This window comes from Rhodoblastus acidophilus, from assembly GCF_009720655.1.
GTDB classification, from domain to species: Bacteria; Pseudomonadota; Alphaproteobacteria; order Rhizobiales; family Beijerinckiaceae; genus Rhodoblastus; species Rhodoblastus acidophilus_A.
On the sequence record NZ_WNKS01000008.1, the window covers coordinates 1 to 14,106 of the forward strand.

Consider the following 14,106-nt stretch of genomic DNA (forward strand, 5'->3'; position numbering starts at 1 on the left):
CGGCCTAACCCCCTCAAGGATCAGATGAAGACGCGTCAGCGTCCGCCGCCAGTGACCGGCAGCGACGCCGTCGATGGGTGGCTTATACGGCCATCCAATCTGAACCGTCAACCCGAAAATGACAAAAAAACGCAATAATCCAGCATCAACGAAATAATTTTAATAAAAACAGCATATTAACGCATCGCCCGCGTTCCGGCGGCGCGAACGATCCGGCTGGACGAACAAAAAATCCGGCCGCGTCGGCGGCCGGACCAGCCAGGGGAGAGGGAGGGTCGTTCAGTAACCGCCGAGCTTGAGATTCTGCAAACTCATCAGCGTGCTGACGCTCATTGTGGCGGCAGAGGAGCCGGACGAGTTGAACAGGCTGAGCACGGAACTTGCGCTCGACGTTCCCGCGCTCGGGTTCTGAACGTCGTACTGCGCCGCGAAGCGCTCAAGGAACTTCTGCACCTTGGCGCTGTCCTGGAAATCCGTATATTTGAGCAGCTTGTCGAAGCGCGCCGCCTGTGTGTCGACGTTCTGCGTCGACGTGTAGGAGGAAATGCCCAGCGTCGTCTGCACGACTTTCAGCAGGTTGCTGTCCGCGAGAACGCTGTAGCCATCGGTGATGCTCGACGCATGATCGCGAAAATACAGCGCCAGCTGCACGCCGGGGTTTGTCTGCCCCTGGTTGGTCTCCAGGGTTTGCATGACGTATTTGTCGACCACGCCCTGCTGCGCCGCCGTCTGCTGGGTCGTGGCGCTTCCAAGAGTGGCGAAATCGAAAACCTTCACCAGCGCGGTGATCTTGGAGTTGTTCAACTTGACGGCCAGCGCCTTGGAGCTGGACAAACCCTGCTCAAGCGCGGTCTGGATCATTTTCTTCGCATAGGTCATGTCGCCGAGGCCGAAGGCGTTCATGACATAATTGAACAGGCGCGTGTTTTTCACCAACTGCTCGGCGCTGGTGATCTTGCCGATATTGGCTTTGTAATATTTGGTCGCCTGAGAAACCACGGGATCCGAGGCCGTCAGCTTCTGGTAGCGGGAAAGATGGGTGGAGATTTGCAGGTAATCTGTGAAAGTGGTCACGACGGGGTCTCCGCAACGGGGTCACGCGAGGTCAACGACAGACCGAAGGACTTGTGTGGACCCGACTCGCAATCGATCAGCCGCAGGCTGGGCCGGCGCGCCCGCTCTCCCACGGAGGCCTGCGCCGCTATGGCGTGGAGGTCTCGCAGGCAGAGCGCCACGGAATCGGCCACCAGCATGTCGCCTCGCCCCTGAATCGGCGCGTTGCGCAAGGCGCGGTGGATCGTTTCCAGGCGATTGATGATCTTTTCCATCACGGCTTCCGTCCCGTTCATCTGGACGGAGCTTCCGCAAGCCCGGTTAATTTCCCTTCAACTTCCGCGTGAAAATACGTGCGATCACGCGCCCAGGGCGCGGTGTGTCGGCGGCGCGTAAACGGCAGAGGCGCGGGCGAGATTGCGCTGGTCCATCTTTGCGGCCAAGGTTTCTGCGAAAGCGCTGGCGATGCCGCCGGCGCGCGGTTGCGCGACGTCCACGGACTGTGCGGCGGGGGCCGCGACGGGCGCCGGCGCCGGCGCGGCGACCGGTTGAGCATATTCCGCGCGCATCGGCTGCTGCGGCATGGCGTTCTGCAAAATGTCGCAAAGCTCGTTGATGGAGCGATCCAGCGAAACGAGCGCGCGATATTCGGGAACTTGGAGAAGGCGTTGACGCATCTCCTCCCGGAGCGCGCGCATGGACTCGAGAATCTCGTGGGGCATCGAATCAATCCTCCCTGTTGGGCGGACTCACATTCCGTGTGAAAACTGGCGCGAGGCTTTCGTTTCCTGCGAAAGCTTCGCAAAAGGATTCGGATTTTCAATAAGGGTGACGGGATGACCCCGCCAAAGCCGCCCGAAGGACTGCCGACCTCATGATCGCCAACAGTTTCTCTGCGTCCGACGACATTGTAGTCGTTGCGAACAGCCCCGCGATTTTGCGCCTGCGCCTGCTTGAAATGCAATTCGCCGCCGCCGGCCCCCTGCCCGAATCGCAGCGTCAATCGACCTATGACCTGATCGGCGCGCTGAAACGCACCATTGCCGAAAAACCCTGCCTCAGCTTCGCCGACGTCGTCGCCAAGCTCAAAACCTGCGACGAGTCGAGACGCGACGGCATCGGCGAAAGGGCGGACGATTCGCAGAAGGACATGATGCGCAACACCTTCGCCGACCTTCGCGACCAGTTTCGCCAGCTTCAGCCGGCGGCGTGACCAGAGCGCCCCATGGCCCCGCGTGATCTGACCGCAGAGAAAATTCCGCTCAGCCGGCGCTCCATTTTCGATCTGTTCTGGCGCAAACCGCACGCTGACGTCACCTACAGCGTGCTCTCGACCGGGCCGGCCGCCCGCAAGGACGAACGCCGAAGCGCGCCACGGCGGCGGACACGCCTGCGCTCCGGCAAGGTCCTGGATCGCGCCAATGGCTTTGTGGTGGAAACCTCGATTCTCGACCGCTCCATCGGCGGCTTGCGCCTGCGGCTGGCGCGCGATTGCGAGGCGCCCGAGATCTTCCACCTTTTCGACGACGAAAACGAGAGCATTTTCGCCTTCCGGATCATATGGAGACGTCAAAACATGCTGGGCGCACGCATGCTGCCAGGCGGCCCCATGCCAGCCACGCGGCGGCAGATCATCGAGCTGCGCGGAAAATTCTACGCCATCAAGGATTAGCGTTTTCGAGCGAAGTGGATGCCGGTTCGCGTGAAGAAAACGCGCAGAAACAAAAAAGCTAGCGTCGGGGACGTCGCGTCGTTCCGCCAGGTCCGGTTATACCGGCCTGCAACGACGCCATCGCGCGTTTCACATCCTTCGACGCCGAGCCAGGAGTCAGCGCGCTGGCGTCCAAGCTGGCGCCGCGCCGCTTGAACCGGAAGCGCGCTTTAATAGACAAGCAAAAGGCCGCGCGGGGGAGGCGCGGCCTTTCGCAAACGGGTTTTGTCGCTTCAATTGAGCGTCAGGCAGTAGCCGAGGTAGCGCTTGGAATCGATGGGGTCGTAGCCCAGGCGGTGACGCAGTTTTTTCCGCAGCTTGCTGATGTGACTTTCCACCACATCCTCCTCGACCTCATCGTCAAAAAGGCCATAGATCGCATTGAAAATCTGAGTCTTTGTCACCCGCTTCGATTGGTTCTGAACCAGATATTCGAGGATGCGGCGTTCGCGGCGCGGCAGCGGCAGGGCGGTTCCCCCGACTTCGGGGTCGCGTCCGTCGAAATAGACGCGCATTTCGCCAACGATCTTGTATTCGGGAGACGTCTCCTTGCGGCGACGGATGGCGCCGACGCGGGCCATGATCTCACGGACATGAACGGGCTTGCGCACGACATCGTCCATGCCGGCGGCAAACAGCTCCAGCGTCTGTTCCAGCGACGGCGAGTCGTTGAGCGCGATCACGGGCGCGACGCAGCGTTCGCGGATCAGGCGCGGAAAGGCCTCGCGGTTCGTGCAGTCTCCGATGAGAAAAGCCTCGACCGCCTGGAGATCGGGTTTGTTCGCGCCCGACACCCATTCCTCGAATTCATCCGGGCGCAGGCCCGTCGAAGCCACGCCTTCCCGGTCAAAACTGGTCGCGTAACCAGTCTTTACGATCTCGCGATCATCCACAATGACGAACATGCCATCCCCCGTTCCCGAAAATCCATTTCCGTCCCGCGTGCGCCACAGCGAACACACGCTTAAGTTGTGGTAATATGGTTAACGAAGCATTAAGAACGGCGAAGCTGTCCCATAAAAGGGCAGGCTAGGATCGCTTCCTTATGATTTCGTTGATATTTTACGGAGCATTCTCGCCACGTCTGCGGTGACCGCCCAAGGCGCCGCGCGTAACTTCCGGTTGTATCGTATGCGTGCGCGTTCCGCTTCCTCGCCCCTCCAGGGCGATTTCGCGTCGGTTTTGGCCTCGCTGGAAGGCGAGGCGCACGATTTCTTCCGCCCGGTCGCAGGCGTCGAGCGCCTCTGGGCGGACTGCTGCTGCGACGGGTATGATACGATTTCCGAAGGATCAGTTCGGAAATCGTATTCCGCTCGCGCGGAAATCCGCCCTTCGCCTGAAGGATTTCCGCGCGATTTCGTTTTCGCGGATCGCGAAGCGATCTTGCGGAAACCGTATGACGCCGCGACCATTGCCAGCGCCTATGCTGAACATCAGCCCGAAATCGCGACGATCACGCACAAAATTCCGGATTTTGGCGAGATCGCCGCCGACATCGTCGCCGCCAGAAGCGCGGAGGAGCTTTACCGGCTGCGGCGGGCTCTGGCGCTCGCCGCCCATCCGGATCGTGTTCCGACGGACGCCCGCGCCGACGCGGAGCGGCTGATGGCGCGGGTCAACGCCGCCATCGACGAGGCGCTCGCCCGCGAACGCGTTCGGTGAACCTCAGGCGCCGATCGCGCTCCAGTTTTTGTTTTTGCGCGCTTTTTTCACGCGAACCGGCATCCGCTTCGCTCGAAAATGCTTCAAGCCCCGCCCGGCGCGCAAAATTTGCGCGCAGTGTCGGTCCAGCCGCCAAAACCGCTGCGCACCATATTGGCGATCACGGCGCAGACATATTTCTTCTGCGCGTAATTGTTGTCCGGCCCGGCGTTGTAGCGCGCCACCGCAAGCGTCCAGCTCGCTTCCCTCGCGCGCAGCTCTTTCAGGAACCGCGCGGCATAGACGACATTGAGCCGCTCGTCGAACATGGCGGCCAGGGAGGAAAAATTCTTGCCGTGGAAGCGGTGATTGATCTGCATGCAGCCGATGTCGATGAATTTCGCGCCGCGCGCCTTGGCCTCGCTGAACTTCGCCAGCGCCTCCGGCAGGCTGGCCGAAGAGACCGCGACCCCGTCGATGTTCATCGCATGGGGCTGCAACTGGCCGCGCGCGCCTGTTTCGGTGAGGCCCACGGAATAGAGCACGTAGAGCGGAATGTTTTCGGCCTGCGCGGCGCGCGCCATCTCGCGCTCGCAGGGGCCGAGTTTCGGCTCCGCGACCGCCGCGCTACAGATAAAGACCGCGAGCGCCGACAGAGCCGCGCGCATCGCGGGAAACTTCACTCGGTTCATTCGTACTGTCCTGGGGTTCGCGACCGGAAAAATTCCGGCGCTGGCGCGTCGTTTCGGGCTCCTCCTGCCCGCCGGCGGCGCCGAACGATGAGCCGGACGTTTGCGCCGACGGCTCCTGCCCGCCTTGCGCGCCGCCCGATGGGGCGTCGCCGGACATGCCTGCGGCGCTCGAACTGATCGCCACGCCGCCGAGGCCGATGCCGGCGTCGTGGAGCTGGCTTTCGAGCGCGGCGCTCTTGTCGGAGATCATGCGGGCGGTTTCGCCGCGATCGGCGACGAACGACAGCTCCAGCCGGTCTCCGGAGCTTTTCAGCTTGACCTGGAGGCCGCCGAGGTCCTGCGGCGTCAGCGTGATCTCGAGATCGCGGCGCACCGCTGGCGTGGGAGCCGATGGCAGGTCGCGAAGTTGCGTCGAAGCCGAAGAGGCCGAAGCCTGCACGGGACCCGCGCCCGAAGCGGAAGACGGCGGCGCCGCCGTGGTGAGATTCGCCGGCGCGGCCTGCGCGAAGGACAGGAGCGGCTCGGCGCCCTGCCCCTTTTCATTGGGCGCGTTTTCACCCGGCGCGGAGCCGGAGTTCTTGCCGGAATATGAATGCGACGGGGCGCCGCCGCTGAGCCTGGGATCGACCGGAGGCAGCCAGCTTTGCTGCGCCACCACGTGGACCGACGTCGTCTCGGGCTCCTGCGCCGCGGGCGTCGCGTCCGCCCTGGTCCTGGCGGCGCTCGACAGGGCGGCGCCGATGCGGGCCACGGAATCGGACGCCGAAGTCGTGGCGGGCGCGCTGGCGAGCGACGCGGCGGGAGCAGGCGAGGCGAACGCTTGTGCGATTTGCGCCGCGGCCTGCGGCGGCGTGAACACCGGCTGGGCCGCCACGACAGTGGGGTCGGGAACCTGAACCGGCGTCGAAATCGCCACGGTGGCGGAAGGGTCCGGGGCTGAAGACGGGGGGGCGGACGCGTCCGATCCCAGATCGCTGTCGCGCGCATCCGTCCCATTCGCCGGCGCCTGCGCTGGAGCGATGGCGGCGTCGAAAATGTCGGACTGCGGCCTTGGAGGGTTGAGCTGGGCAACCGGGTCCTGGCGGGACGTGGTCGCCGAAATTTTCGCGGGCGCATCGACGGCGGGAACAGGCGACGCGGGTTGCGCCGCGATCGCTGCATTCGCAGGCGCCTGTGTCGGCTGAGCCGTAGCCGCCGCTTTCCCCTGCCCCACCGCTCCGGCGAGCAAGGCAGGCGAAACCGCGCTTGCGGTTGCGAGCGGCGTCGCCGGCGCTTGCGCTTCGGCGGTGGTTGAGGCGGTGGTTAAGGCGGTGGACGCAAGGGTCGGCGCGTCGCTCTGGCCGGCCTGAACGGAAACGGACGCGGGCGCCGCCGTCGCGTCGAGCCAGGCGACCGCGATGCGGCTGACCAGCCGGTCCCCGGCGGCAAGCGAAGACGCTTTCGGCGCGAAATCCTGAACGAGCAGTTGCGAGAGGCAGGAGGCGGCGCCATCGCCGCCAGCCGTCGCGGATGTCCCCGCGCCCCCAAGGTCGGCCGACGACATTGAGAGATCGGCCTCGTCGGCGGTTTGCGCCAGCGCCGCGTCGAAGGCGGCGACATCGGCAAGATCGTCCCGCGACGTCTTGCGCGACAGCGCCAGCGCGCCGCCGGCGTCTTGCACCATTGCCTCCGCGGTCCTCATCATCTTTGCCTCGCCATGGTCTTCCTCGCGCTGTCGATCACCGCGTCGCCCTGCGCCAAAAGCTTTTCCGCCCGCGCCAGATCGGCGTCGACAGCATTGGCCTCGCCTGGGGGCGCTTCCTTGAACCCCTTGGCCGGCCCGCGATAAATGCGCCCGGAAACATAGGCCGCCGCGTCATAGAGCGGCTGGTCGCCCGGCGGCAGTTTTTCCCGGTCGACCCCATCAAGAAGACGCCCGCTGCGCGCCGGATCGGCGTCGCCGACGGCCGCCAGCGCGCCATAGACGATCGCGCGCTGACGCTCCTGCGACTCCTCGGGGCTCAGGTCGCGCGCGCGTTGCGCCGCCATCCGCGCCAGATCGACATTGCCGACCACCGAAGCGTTCTGCGCCACCGTCAGATAGATATTGCGCTTGGTTTCTGGCGTGAGGCTTTCGACGAAGGCGTTGAGCTGGCTCCATTCCGACGCCTTGATCGACACGGCGACGCGCGCGACGCCGAGCATGAACTGCCGCAGAAAATTCTCCGCATAGGGCGAGGCGCGGAACCGCGCCCAATATTGCCGCCCGAGCGAGGCGAATTTTTCATATTGCCGCGCCTCCGCGAGCAGGCCCACCTCGCGGCGCAACGCCGCCTCCTCCACCAGCCCGCCGGGCGCGAGCAGGCGCGCGATGTCGAGCTTGGCGAGAGCGCCATCCCGGTCGCGCGGCGTCATCAGGACGGACTGGACAAAAGCCACGGAGGCGCCAAGCGACGGATCGAGCGTGAGCGGATCGAGTGTGAGCATCACGTCCCGGTCCGGACCCTCGACATTTTCGAGATAGGCCAACGCCGCCTTGACGATTGGCGCGTCCGAGGCGGGAAGTTTTTGCGACGCCATCGCCTTGCGCCCGGCGGTCGGATTGCCGCCGCTCAACAAATAGACGATCAGGGCGCGCGCATTCTCTTTCTTTTCCCAGGTTTCGGGCGGCGCCTCGAAAATGGCGCGGCCGAGCCTGCGCAAATGCTTGGGCATTTCCTTGAAGGCTTCGCCGTCGCCGGCGGAGACTTTTTCCTGCAGGTCCTGCAGGCGGCGCACCATGATCTCGATCTCGCCGGGCGGCGAAGGCAAAGGCAGCGGCGCGATCGCCACCTTCTGCTTGCCGCCCTCCTTGCCGCCGGCCCCGCCTCCATGGCCGCCGCCCTCGTGCCCCCCACCCCCGCCTTCCGGGGCTTTCTCATGCCCGCCGGCGGCGGCCTCGCTCTCCTTCGCAGCCTCCTTCACGACCGGCGTGCCGGCGTCGCCATGGGCTTCGTTCGCCTTCGGCGCGGCCCCCGCCTCGGGGGGTGCGCCCTCGACCTGCTGGACGGCGCCCTTGTCCGCTCCGCCGCCCTCCGGCGCCGCGGTCTGCGTCTCGCCTTGCGGCGGCGCCTGCATCATCCTCCAGACATAATAGCCGCCGCCTCCGCCGCCGAGGAGCAGCAGCAGCGCCGCCGCCGCGGGCACAAGGATGCGAGCCTTGCCCTTCAGCCTCGGAATGAAGCGCTTCAGCCCTTTTCGCGGCGCCTCGGCATTGTCTTCGCCTTCCGGCGTCTGTTCAGCGACCTCGGCGGCCTTGGCGGGCTTCTTCTTTCTGGAAAACTTCGGCAGCGAAAATTTTGGCGCGGAAATTTTCGGCAGAGAGATTTTCGGCGCGGATATTTTCGGCAGCGAAATTTTGGGCAGGGAGAACTTCGGCAGCTTCATGACGACGCCTTGCGCAGCAGGATTTCGATGCGACGGTTTTCAGCGGCCTCGGGCTTAGCCGCATTCATCGGCTTGCGGTCGGCATAGGCCTCGATCCGCTCCAGGCGCGCGGCGTCGAGACCGCCGCGAATCAGCATGAATTGCGCCATCTGCGCGCGGGACGCCGAGAGCCGCCAATTGTCGGAGGCCCCATTGCGGAACGGGCGCGCGTCGGTGAAACCGCGCAGCACCACGCCGCCCGGCCGGTTCTTGAGCATGCGCGCGATGCGCTCCATGAGATGAACCATTTTCGGATTGGGCTGCGAGGAGCCGAGCTCGAACATGCCGAACTTGTCGTTGTCGGTCAGGCTGATCAGCAGGCCCTCGCGCGTGGCCTTGACCTCGAACCTGGGCTGAACCTCGCCGATCTCTTCCTTGGCTACGGCGGCGAGCTGTTTTTGCAGCGCCTCCGCATCGGCCTTGTCGGCCGCCTCCTGCGCGGCCTCGGCGCCGGCTTGGGCGGGCGTCTGGGCCGAGGCCTGCGCCGCCTTCTGACCGGGCTTGGCGCCCTCCGCCTTGGCGGGCGCCTCGATTTTCGCGGCGGCGGGCGGGGCCGGCGGCGTCTCGTCCTCCGCCTCTTCGGCGTCATCGGCGGCGCCCTCGGCGGCGCGGAACGGATCGCGATAGGCGTCCGCCGACCCGGCTTCGGCGGCCGATCCCTGCTTGTTCTTCCTTTCAACCGGCGCCTTGCCGGCGATCTGCTCCAGGGCGGCATAGGGATTCTGGAACAGCGTGTCCTCGTTCATCAGCGCCTTGGCGTTGATGTCCTTGAGCGGCTCCTTGCCCTTCTGCTCCATCTTGCCCTGCTGCTGCCCCTGGGGCGGCGCCTTGTCGGGCTCGCCCTCGTTCACAGGCGGCTTGTCGTCGGTGGGCTTTTCGTCGCGGATGCCGCGCTTGTTCTTGGCGAAATCCTCCATCTTCACCGGGTTGAAATAGCGGGCGATGATGGTCTGGCTGTCCTTGTTGGTCGAGTTGAGAATCCACAGCACCAGGAAGAACGCCATCATCGCCGTGACGAAGTCGGCGTAGGCGATCTTCCAGGCGCCGCCGTGATGGCCATCCTCATGGGGGCCATGACGTCGGACGATGATGATTTCCTGTTGTTCGGCGTCTTCACTCACCCGGCGCGCTCCCGGCGATCTGGGTCACATCCTGGCTGGCGTCCTGGCTTCTGGCGCGGCTCCGGCGGCGGGCCGGAGGCTTTTCGGCCGGCGCCTCGGGGTCGGCGGGAAGCGCGCCGAGCGCCTGCATCCAGGCGCCGAGCTGCGTTTCGATGACGGTGTCGTCGACGCGCACGCGCACGTCGAGCCCGTCGCTCAGCGAATAGGCGATCGACGCCTGCTGATCCGCGAATTTCTCCTTCAGCGCATCGAGCAAATCCTGGGGGCCGCTGATCTCGAACAGCGAGCGCCGGCGCGAGGAGAAGAGAACCTCGATGTTCTGCACGAGCGAATCGGTGACGCGCGCGATCACCGCCTGCGTCAGGAAGGGCTTGAGGATGTTGGCGACGGCCTGCGCGCACCGGGTCTCGAAATCGGCGATGGCCGCGCGATGCGCCTCCACCAGCCGCTGGCCCTCCTCCTGCTGCCATTTCGCCCGTTCGCGCGCGAACTCCAGCGTCCGGCTGCTCTCCAGACGGGCGCGCTCCTCCGCCCATTCGCGCCGCGCCGCCTCGCGGCCCTCCTCGAACGCCTTGAGCATGCTCTGTTCGAGCTTCGGCGACGCAGCGGCGGCGGTCGTGCGCGGCTCATCCGCGACGACGTCCGGCGCCGGCTCCTTCCTGCGCAGCAGCGGCGACACTCGCGCCGCCTGTTCATCCGCCGTGCGCTTGCGCGGCGGCGGCCAAGGCAGCGACGGCGCCGTCTCGACTACGGAGGACGACTGCTGTCGCGCCAGATATTCGGCGAACGGAACCGGCTTCATGCGCGCTCTCCGTGACGGATCCATTGTTTGAGAATTGCGGCCGCCTGGGCCTCATCGAGTTCGATCATCTGTTCCAACCGCTTCTGCGGGCTGCGTCCGCGCTTCAGGTTCAGATCTTCAAGGAGCGCCTGCTCCTCGGCGCTTTCGCCGATCAGGTTGGGCTCGATCTTGCCGTCGGCGCCGAGGACGCCCGCGCCGCCGGCGAGCGCCAGCGCGCCCTCGCCGGCGATGGGCTCGCGCAGTTCGATCAGGGCGCGGGTCGCCGGACGCAGACCGACGAACACGACGAGCGCCGCGACGCCGAGCAAGGCGAGCGCCGTCATGATGCTGCCGAACTGGCGCAGCAGCACGTCGACGATCCCGAGCGGCGGCGAGGGCTCCAGCTCCTTGCCGCTGTCGACGAAATCCACCGCCGAAATTTTTATCACGTCGCCACGCTCTTTTCGGAGACCCGCCGCGGACGACACCAATTGCTCAATTTCTGCCACCTGCTTGTCGATCGCCTCCGGCGTCGCCTTGTCGCCGAGCGTCGCGGCGATGCCCTGCCGGTTGATCAGCACGGCGACGGACAGGTTCTCCACCGCATAGCCGTTAGAGACGGTATTGGTGACCTTGGAGGACAGCTCGAAATTGGTCAGCTCCTCCTTCTTGTTGCTTTCCTCATTGGCCTGTTTGCCGTCGCCGGACGAGGAATTCGGCTGCGGCACGTTGCGGCCCACCGAGGTCGGCGACTGCGTGGAGGAGTTCTGCGAATTCTGCGTCTCCTTGATCGTGCGCACGGAGCGCTCGACGCGCGAATCGGGATCGTAGGTGGTCTGCGTCGTCTCCTTGCGATCGGTGTTCAGCCGCGCGGCGACGCTGATCTGAAAATTTCGCAGCGAGAGATAGGGGGCCAGAGTCCGGCGAATGTTGTTCTGGATCTCGGCCGAAACGCTTTTCTCCAGCGAAAGCATCTTGCCCGGGCCGGCGTCGGCGCCGTCGGAGCCGGACGCCAGCAACGTGCCATCGACATTGAGCACGGTCACCTGATCGACGGTCATGCTCGGGATGGAGGAGGCGACGAGATGGCGGACCGCCTGGGCGATCATCGCATTGTCCTGGCCTTCCGTGCGCAAAACGACGGAGGCGGACGGCGGCTGCTTGGCGCGCCGGAACGAGCCTTCGTCGGGCATGACCAGATGCACGCGCGCCGCCTTGACGCCGCGCATGGTCTGGATGGTGCGCGCCAACTCGCCCTCAAGGGCGCGCAGCCGGGTCACCTCCTGCATGAACGAGGTGAGGCCGAGCGAACCGAGCTTGTCGAACAGTTCATAGCCGGTGCCGCCGGAGCGCGGCAGGCCCTGCTCGGCGAGCAGCATGCGGGCGCGGGCGGTGTCGCCATAGCCCACATAGACGGTGGCGCCGTCGGCGGAGACGTCGAACGTCACCCCAGCCTCCTTGAGCGCGCCGCCGATGCGGGTGACGTCCTGCTTGTCGAGGCCGGCGTAGAGGATCTCGTTGGTGGGGCGGCTGAGATAATAGGCGGCGACGCCGATAAGTCCGAAGACGATGACGCCGATCGCCGCCAGCAGCGACAGGCGACGCGGCCCGAGCGCAAGCAGGTTTGAAATCAATCTGTCGAATTGTTCGCGGGCGCTCATACCCTATTCCAACGAAAGTTCATTTTCGATCCGCATCATCGGAGGCCAAACTTGCGCGGAGGTTTTGGCTCAACGTTTGAGAGCTGGCCGGACAAACCGCCGTCACGCGCGAAATGTCCGGGCGATTTCGTCCGTGATGGTTTCGAACAGCGCGGCCCAGTCGTCGCCTTCAGGGCAACGGAACAGCCGCATGGTCGGATACCAGGGCGAATCCGTCCGCTCGTTCATCCAGCGCCATTCGGAAATGTGGCGCAACGCCACCCAGACCGGTCGGCCGAGCGCGCCCGCCAGATGGGCGATGGAGGTGTCGCAGGTGATGATGAGGTCCAGATTGGCCATCACCGCCGCCGTGTCGATGAAGGCGTCCGGGCCGGCGTCGAACGCATCGCCGAACAGCGTGACGCGCGCCGCCAGTTCCGGCGGCAATTCGTCTGCGCCGGGGTCTTTCTGCAGGCAGAAAAACCGCGCCGCCGGCGCCCTGGTCAAGGGCGAAAGTTTGCCTGGCGGAATCGACCGGCGCGGATCCACGCGAAAATCGACATTTCCCCGCCAGCACAGTCCGATTTTCGGCGCGGCGCCGGCCATGTGGTCGCGCCAAAGCGCCACGCGCTCGCGTTCGGCGCGCAGATAAGGCACAGGCGCCGGAATCGACTCGAGCCGTGTGGCGCAGGCGCGCGGCAGGCTGCTGATGGCCAGCGTCGCATCAAAATCCCCGGCGAGGTCCTGTTCGTCGCGCCAGCCGATCTCGGCGCCGCTGGACGCGAGCAGCCGGCGCATTTTTGCCGGCCCGGCGAAGGTCACATCGGCGCCGGCGCGGGCGAGCAGAACGATGTAGCGAAAGAACTGGATGGTGTCGCCGAGGCCGTGGTCATTGACCACCAGGATTTTCCGCCCCGCGAGGCCTTCGGGATCGGCGAGGTCGAATCGGGCGGACGAGATCGGAACCGGGCGCTTGCCTTTGTCCCAACGGTATTCGTAGCCCTCCCACCCCTGGGCGAAGTCGCCGAGCAGCAATTGCAGGCAGCCCCGGTTGCTCTGTCCCTCCGCCGAATCCAGTTCGAGGTCCAGCGCCCTGTCGAACGCCAGCATCGCCTCATCGAACAGGCCGAGCTCCTTGTTGACGATGCCGAGCCCACAGTAAGCCAGCACATAATCCGATCGCCGCGCCACGGCGCGCAGATAACACTGGCGCGCTTCGCCATATTGTCCCAGGCGCATCAGCGCATTGCCGAGATTGAGATGGGCGTTGGCCATGGCGCCGTCCAGGGCGATGGCGCGCCGGTAAGCCTCAATCGCCTCCTCAGACCGGCCCAGGGCGAAATAGGCGGAGCCGCGATTGCACTGCGCGCCGGCGTGGTTCGGCCGCAGCTTGCAGGCGCGTTCGAGGCGCACAAGCGCCTCCTGCGCATTCTCATGCTCCAGCAGCAGGACGCCGCTGTTGAACCAGCTGACCGCGTCGTCGGGCTTCAGCTCCAGCGCGCGATTGTAAAACGCCAGCGCGCCCGCCGCGTGACCCTTGCGTTGCAAAATACACCCGCCGGCGCAAAGGGCTTCGGGAAAGTCGGGACGCAGCCTGAGCGCCTGGTCGAGCAGGGCGATGGCGGCGTCGAGGCGGCCGGCCGCCTGTTCGGCCATGCCGCGACGATAGAGGTCTTCCGGCGCGCTTTTGGCGGCGCCGCGTTGAGAGGGGCGCGCCAGGGAACGCCGCGATTGGGTTTTCGAACGCATGCGACGAAAACAACCACGGCAAGCTGGCGTGAGGCTGAGGGAGGCCTCGAAAAGCGGAAAGCCGCACCCTTTCGAGCGCGGCCTGGATGTTTGGAGCGAAGGTCCGGATGACTGCAACAGCGTCAGGATCGTCTGGTTCGACGGGTCGGCAGCGCAAGGAGGTTTGAAATCAAACGGTCCGATTGTTCGCTGGCGCTCATGCCCAGGTCCAACGAAAGATCATTTTCGCAACCGCGTCATCGACGACCAAACTTGCGCGAGGATGCCTGCTCCG

14 protein-coding genes are annotated in these 14,106 nt (G+C 65.3%); 3 read left to right on the forward strand and 11 right to left on the reverse strand.

The genetic code is table 11. From position 1 onward, the window contains the following. Nucleotides 1-279: 279 nt before the first annotated feature. The 3 genes from GJ654_RS10535 to GJ654_RS10545 form a co-directional block, all read right to left on the reverse strand. The gene (locus GJ654_RS10535) at nt 280-1,074 is read right to left on the reverse strand and encodes a DUF1217 domain-containing protein (RefSeq protein ID WP_264586214.1); all 795 of its coding nucleotides are present in this window, start codon (nt 1,072-1,074) and stop codon (nt 280-282) included. Continuing rightward, entirely contained in the window at nt 1,071-1,349 is a 279-nt protein-coding gene (locus GJ654_RS10540; protein WP_155446122.1) for a hypothetical protein, read from the reverse strand. The genes GJ654_RS10535 and GJ654_RS10540 overlap by 4 nt, the downstream gene beginning before the upstream one ends. 63 nt (nt 1,350-1,412) lie before the next feature. Beyond that, complete coding sequence (locus GJ654_RS10545; protein WP_155446123.1) at nt 1,413-1,775, reverse strand: hypothetical protein; 363 nt, start codon at nt 1,773-1,775, stop codon at nt 1,413-1,415. Between the two features lie 152 nt (nt 1,776-1,927). Between GJ654_RS10545 and GJ654_RS10550 the strand changes: the two genes are divergently transcribed. Together GJ654_RS10550 and GJ654_RS10555 are read left to right on the forward strand one after the other, a co-directional pair. Continuing rightward, complete coding sequence (locus GJ654_RS10550) at nt 1,928-2,266, forward strand: hypothetical protein (protein ID WP_155446124.1); 339 nt, start codon at nt 1,928-1,930, stop codon at nt 2,264-2,266. A 12-nt stretch (nt 2,267-2,278) separates the two neighbouring features. Continuing rightward, a complete protein-coding gene (locus GJ654_RS10555; RefSeq protein WP_155446125.1) occupies nt 2,279-2,725 on the forward strand; it encodes a hypothetical protein in 447 nt (148 codons plus the stop codon). 272 nt (nt 2,726-2,997) lie between these two features. Here GJ654_RS10555 and GJ654_RS10560 read toward each other — a convergent pair whose 3' ends face one another. Further along, the gene (locus GJ654_RS10560; RefSeq protein WP_155446126.1) at nt 2,998-3,669 is read right to left on the reverse strand and encodes a response regulator transcription factor; all 672 of its coding nucleotides are present in this window, start codon (nt 3,667-3,669) and stop codon (nt 2,998-3,000) included. A gap of 478 nt (nt 3,670-4,147) precedes the next feature. On the opposite strand from GJ654_RS10560, the gene GJ654_RS10565 reads away from it, so the two are divergent. Beyond that, complete coding sequence (locus GJ654_RS10565) at nt 4,148-4,426, forward strand: hypothetical protein (protein ID WP_155446127.1); 279 nt, start codon at nt 4,148-4,150, stop codon at nt 4,424-4,426. A gap of 83 nt (nt 4,427-4,509) precedes the next feature. Here the strand turns inward: GJ654_RS10565 and GJ654_RS10570 are convergent, their stop codons facing one another. The 7 genes from GJ654_RS10570 to GJ654_RS10600 form a co-directional block, all read right to left on the reverse strand. Beyond that, the gene (locus GJ654_RS10570) at nt 4,510-5,097 is read right to left on the reverse strand and encodes a transglycosylase SLT domain-containing protein (protein WP_425540383.1); all 588 of its coding nucleotides are present in this window, start codon (nt 5,095-5,097) and stop codon (nt 4,510-4,512) included. Further along, complete coding sequence (locus tag GJ654_RS10575; protein ID WP_155446128.1) at nt 5,033-6,760, reverse strand: flagellar hook-length control protein FliK; 1,728 nt, start codon at nt 6,758-6,760, stop codon at nt 5,033-5,035. The genes GJ654_RS10570 and GJ654_RS10575 overlap by 65 nt, the downstream gene beginning before the upstream one ends. A 17-nt stretch (nt 6,761-6,777) precedes the next feature. Then, nucleotides 6,778-8,502 (reverse strand): hypothetical protein, encoded by a 1,725-nt coding sequence (locus GJ654_RS10580; RefSeq protein WP_155446129.1) that lies wholly within the window; start codon nt 8,500-8,502, stop codon nt 6,778-6,780. Continuing rightward, on the reverse strand, nt 8,499-9,662 hold the full coding sequence (locus GJ654_RS21590) for a flagellar motor protein MotB (RefSeq protein WP_264586212.1): 1,164 nt from the start codon (nt 9,660-9,662) through the stop codon (nt 8,499-8,501). The genes GJ654_RS10580 and GJ654_RS21590 overlap by 4 nt, the downstream gene beginning before the upstream one ends. Continuing rightward, nucleotides 9,655-10,464 carry a hypothetical protein gene (locus tag GJ654_RS10590; RefSeq protein WP_155446130.1) on the reverse strand — a complete coding sequence of 270 codons (810 nt, stop codon included), beginning with the start codon at nt 10,462-10,464 and terminating at the stop codon, nt 9,655-9,657. Before GJ654_RS10590 ends, GJ654_RS21590 begins: the two co-directional genes overlap by 8 nt. Next, the gene (gene fliF / locus GJ654_RS10595; RefSeq protein WP_155446131.1) at nt 10,461-12,104 is read right to left on the reverse strand and encodes a flagellar basal-body MS-ring/collar protein FliF; all 1,644 of its coding nucleotides are present in this window, start codon (nt 12,102-12,104) and stop codon (nt 10,461-10,463) included. The genes GJ654_RS10590 and fliF overlap by 4 nt, the downstream gene beginning before the upstream one ends. A 102-nt stretch (nt 12,105-12,206) precedes the next feature. Beyond that, nucleotides 12,207-13,832, reverse strand: coding sequence for a tetratricopeptide repeat protein (locus tag GJ654_RS10600; RefSeq protein ID WP_155446132.1), 1,626 nt, complete (start codon nt 13,830-13,832; stop codon nt 12,207-12,209). Nucleotides 13,833-14,106: the final 274 nt, after the last annotated feature.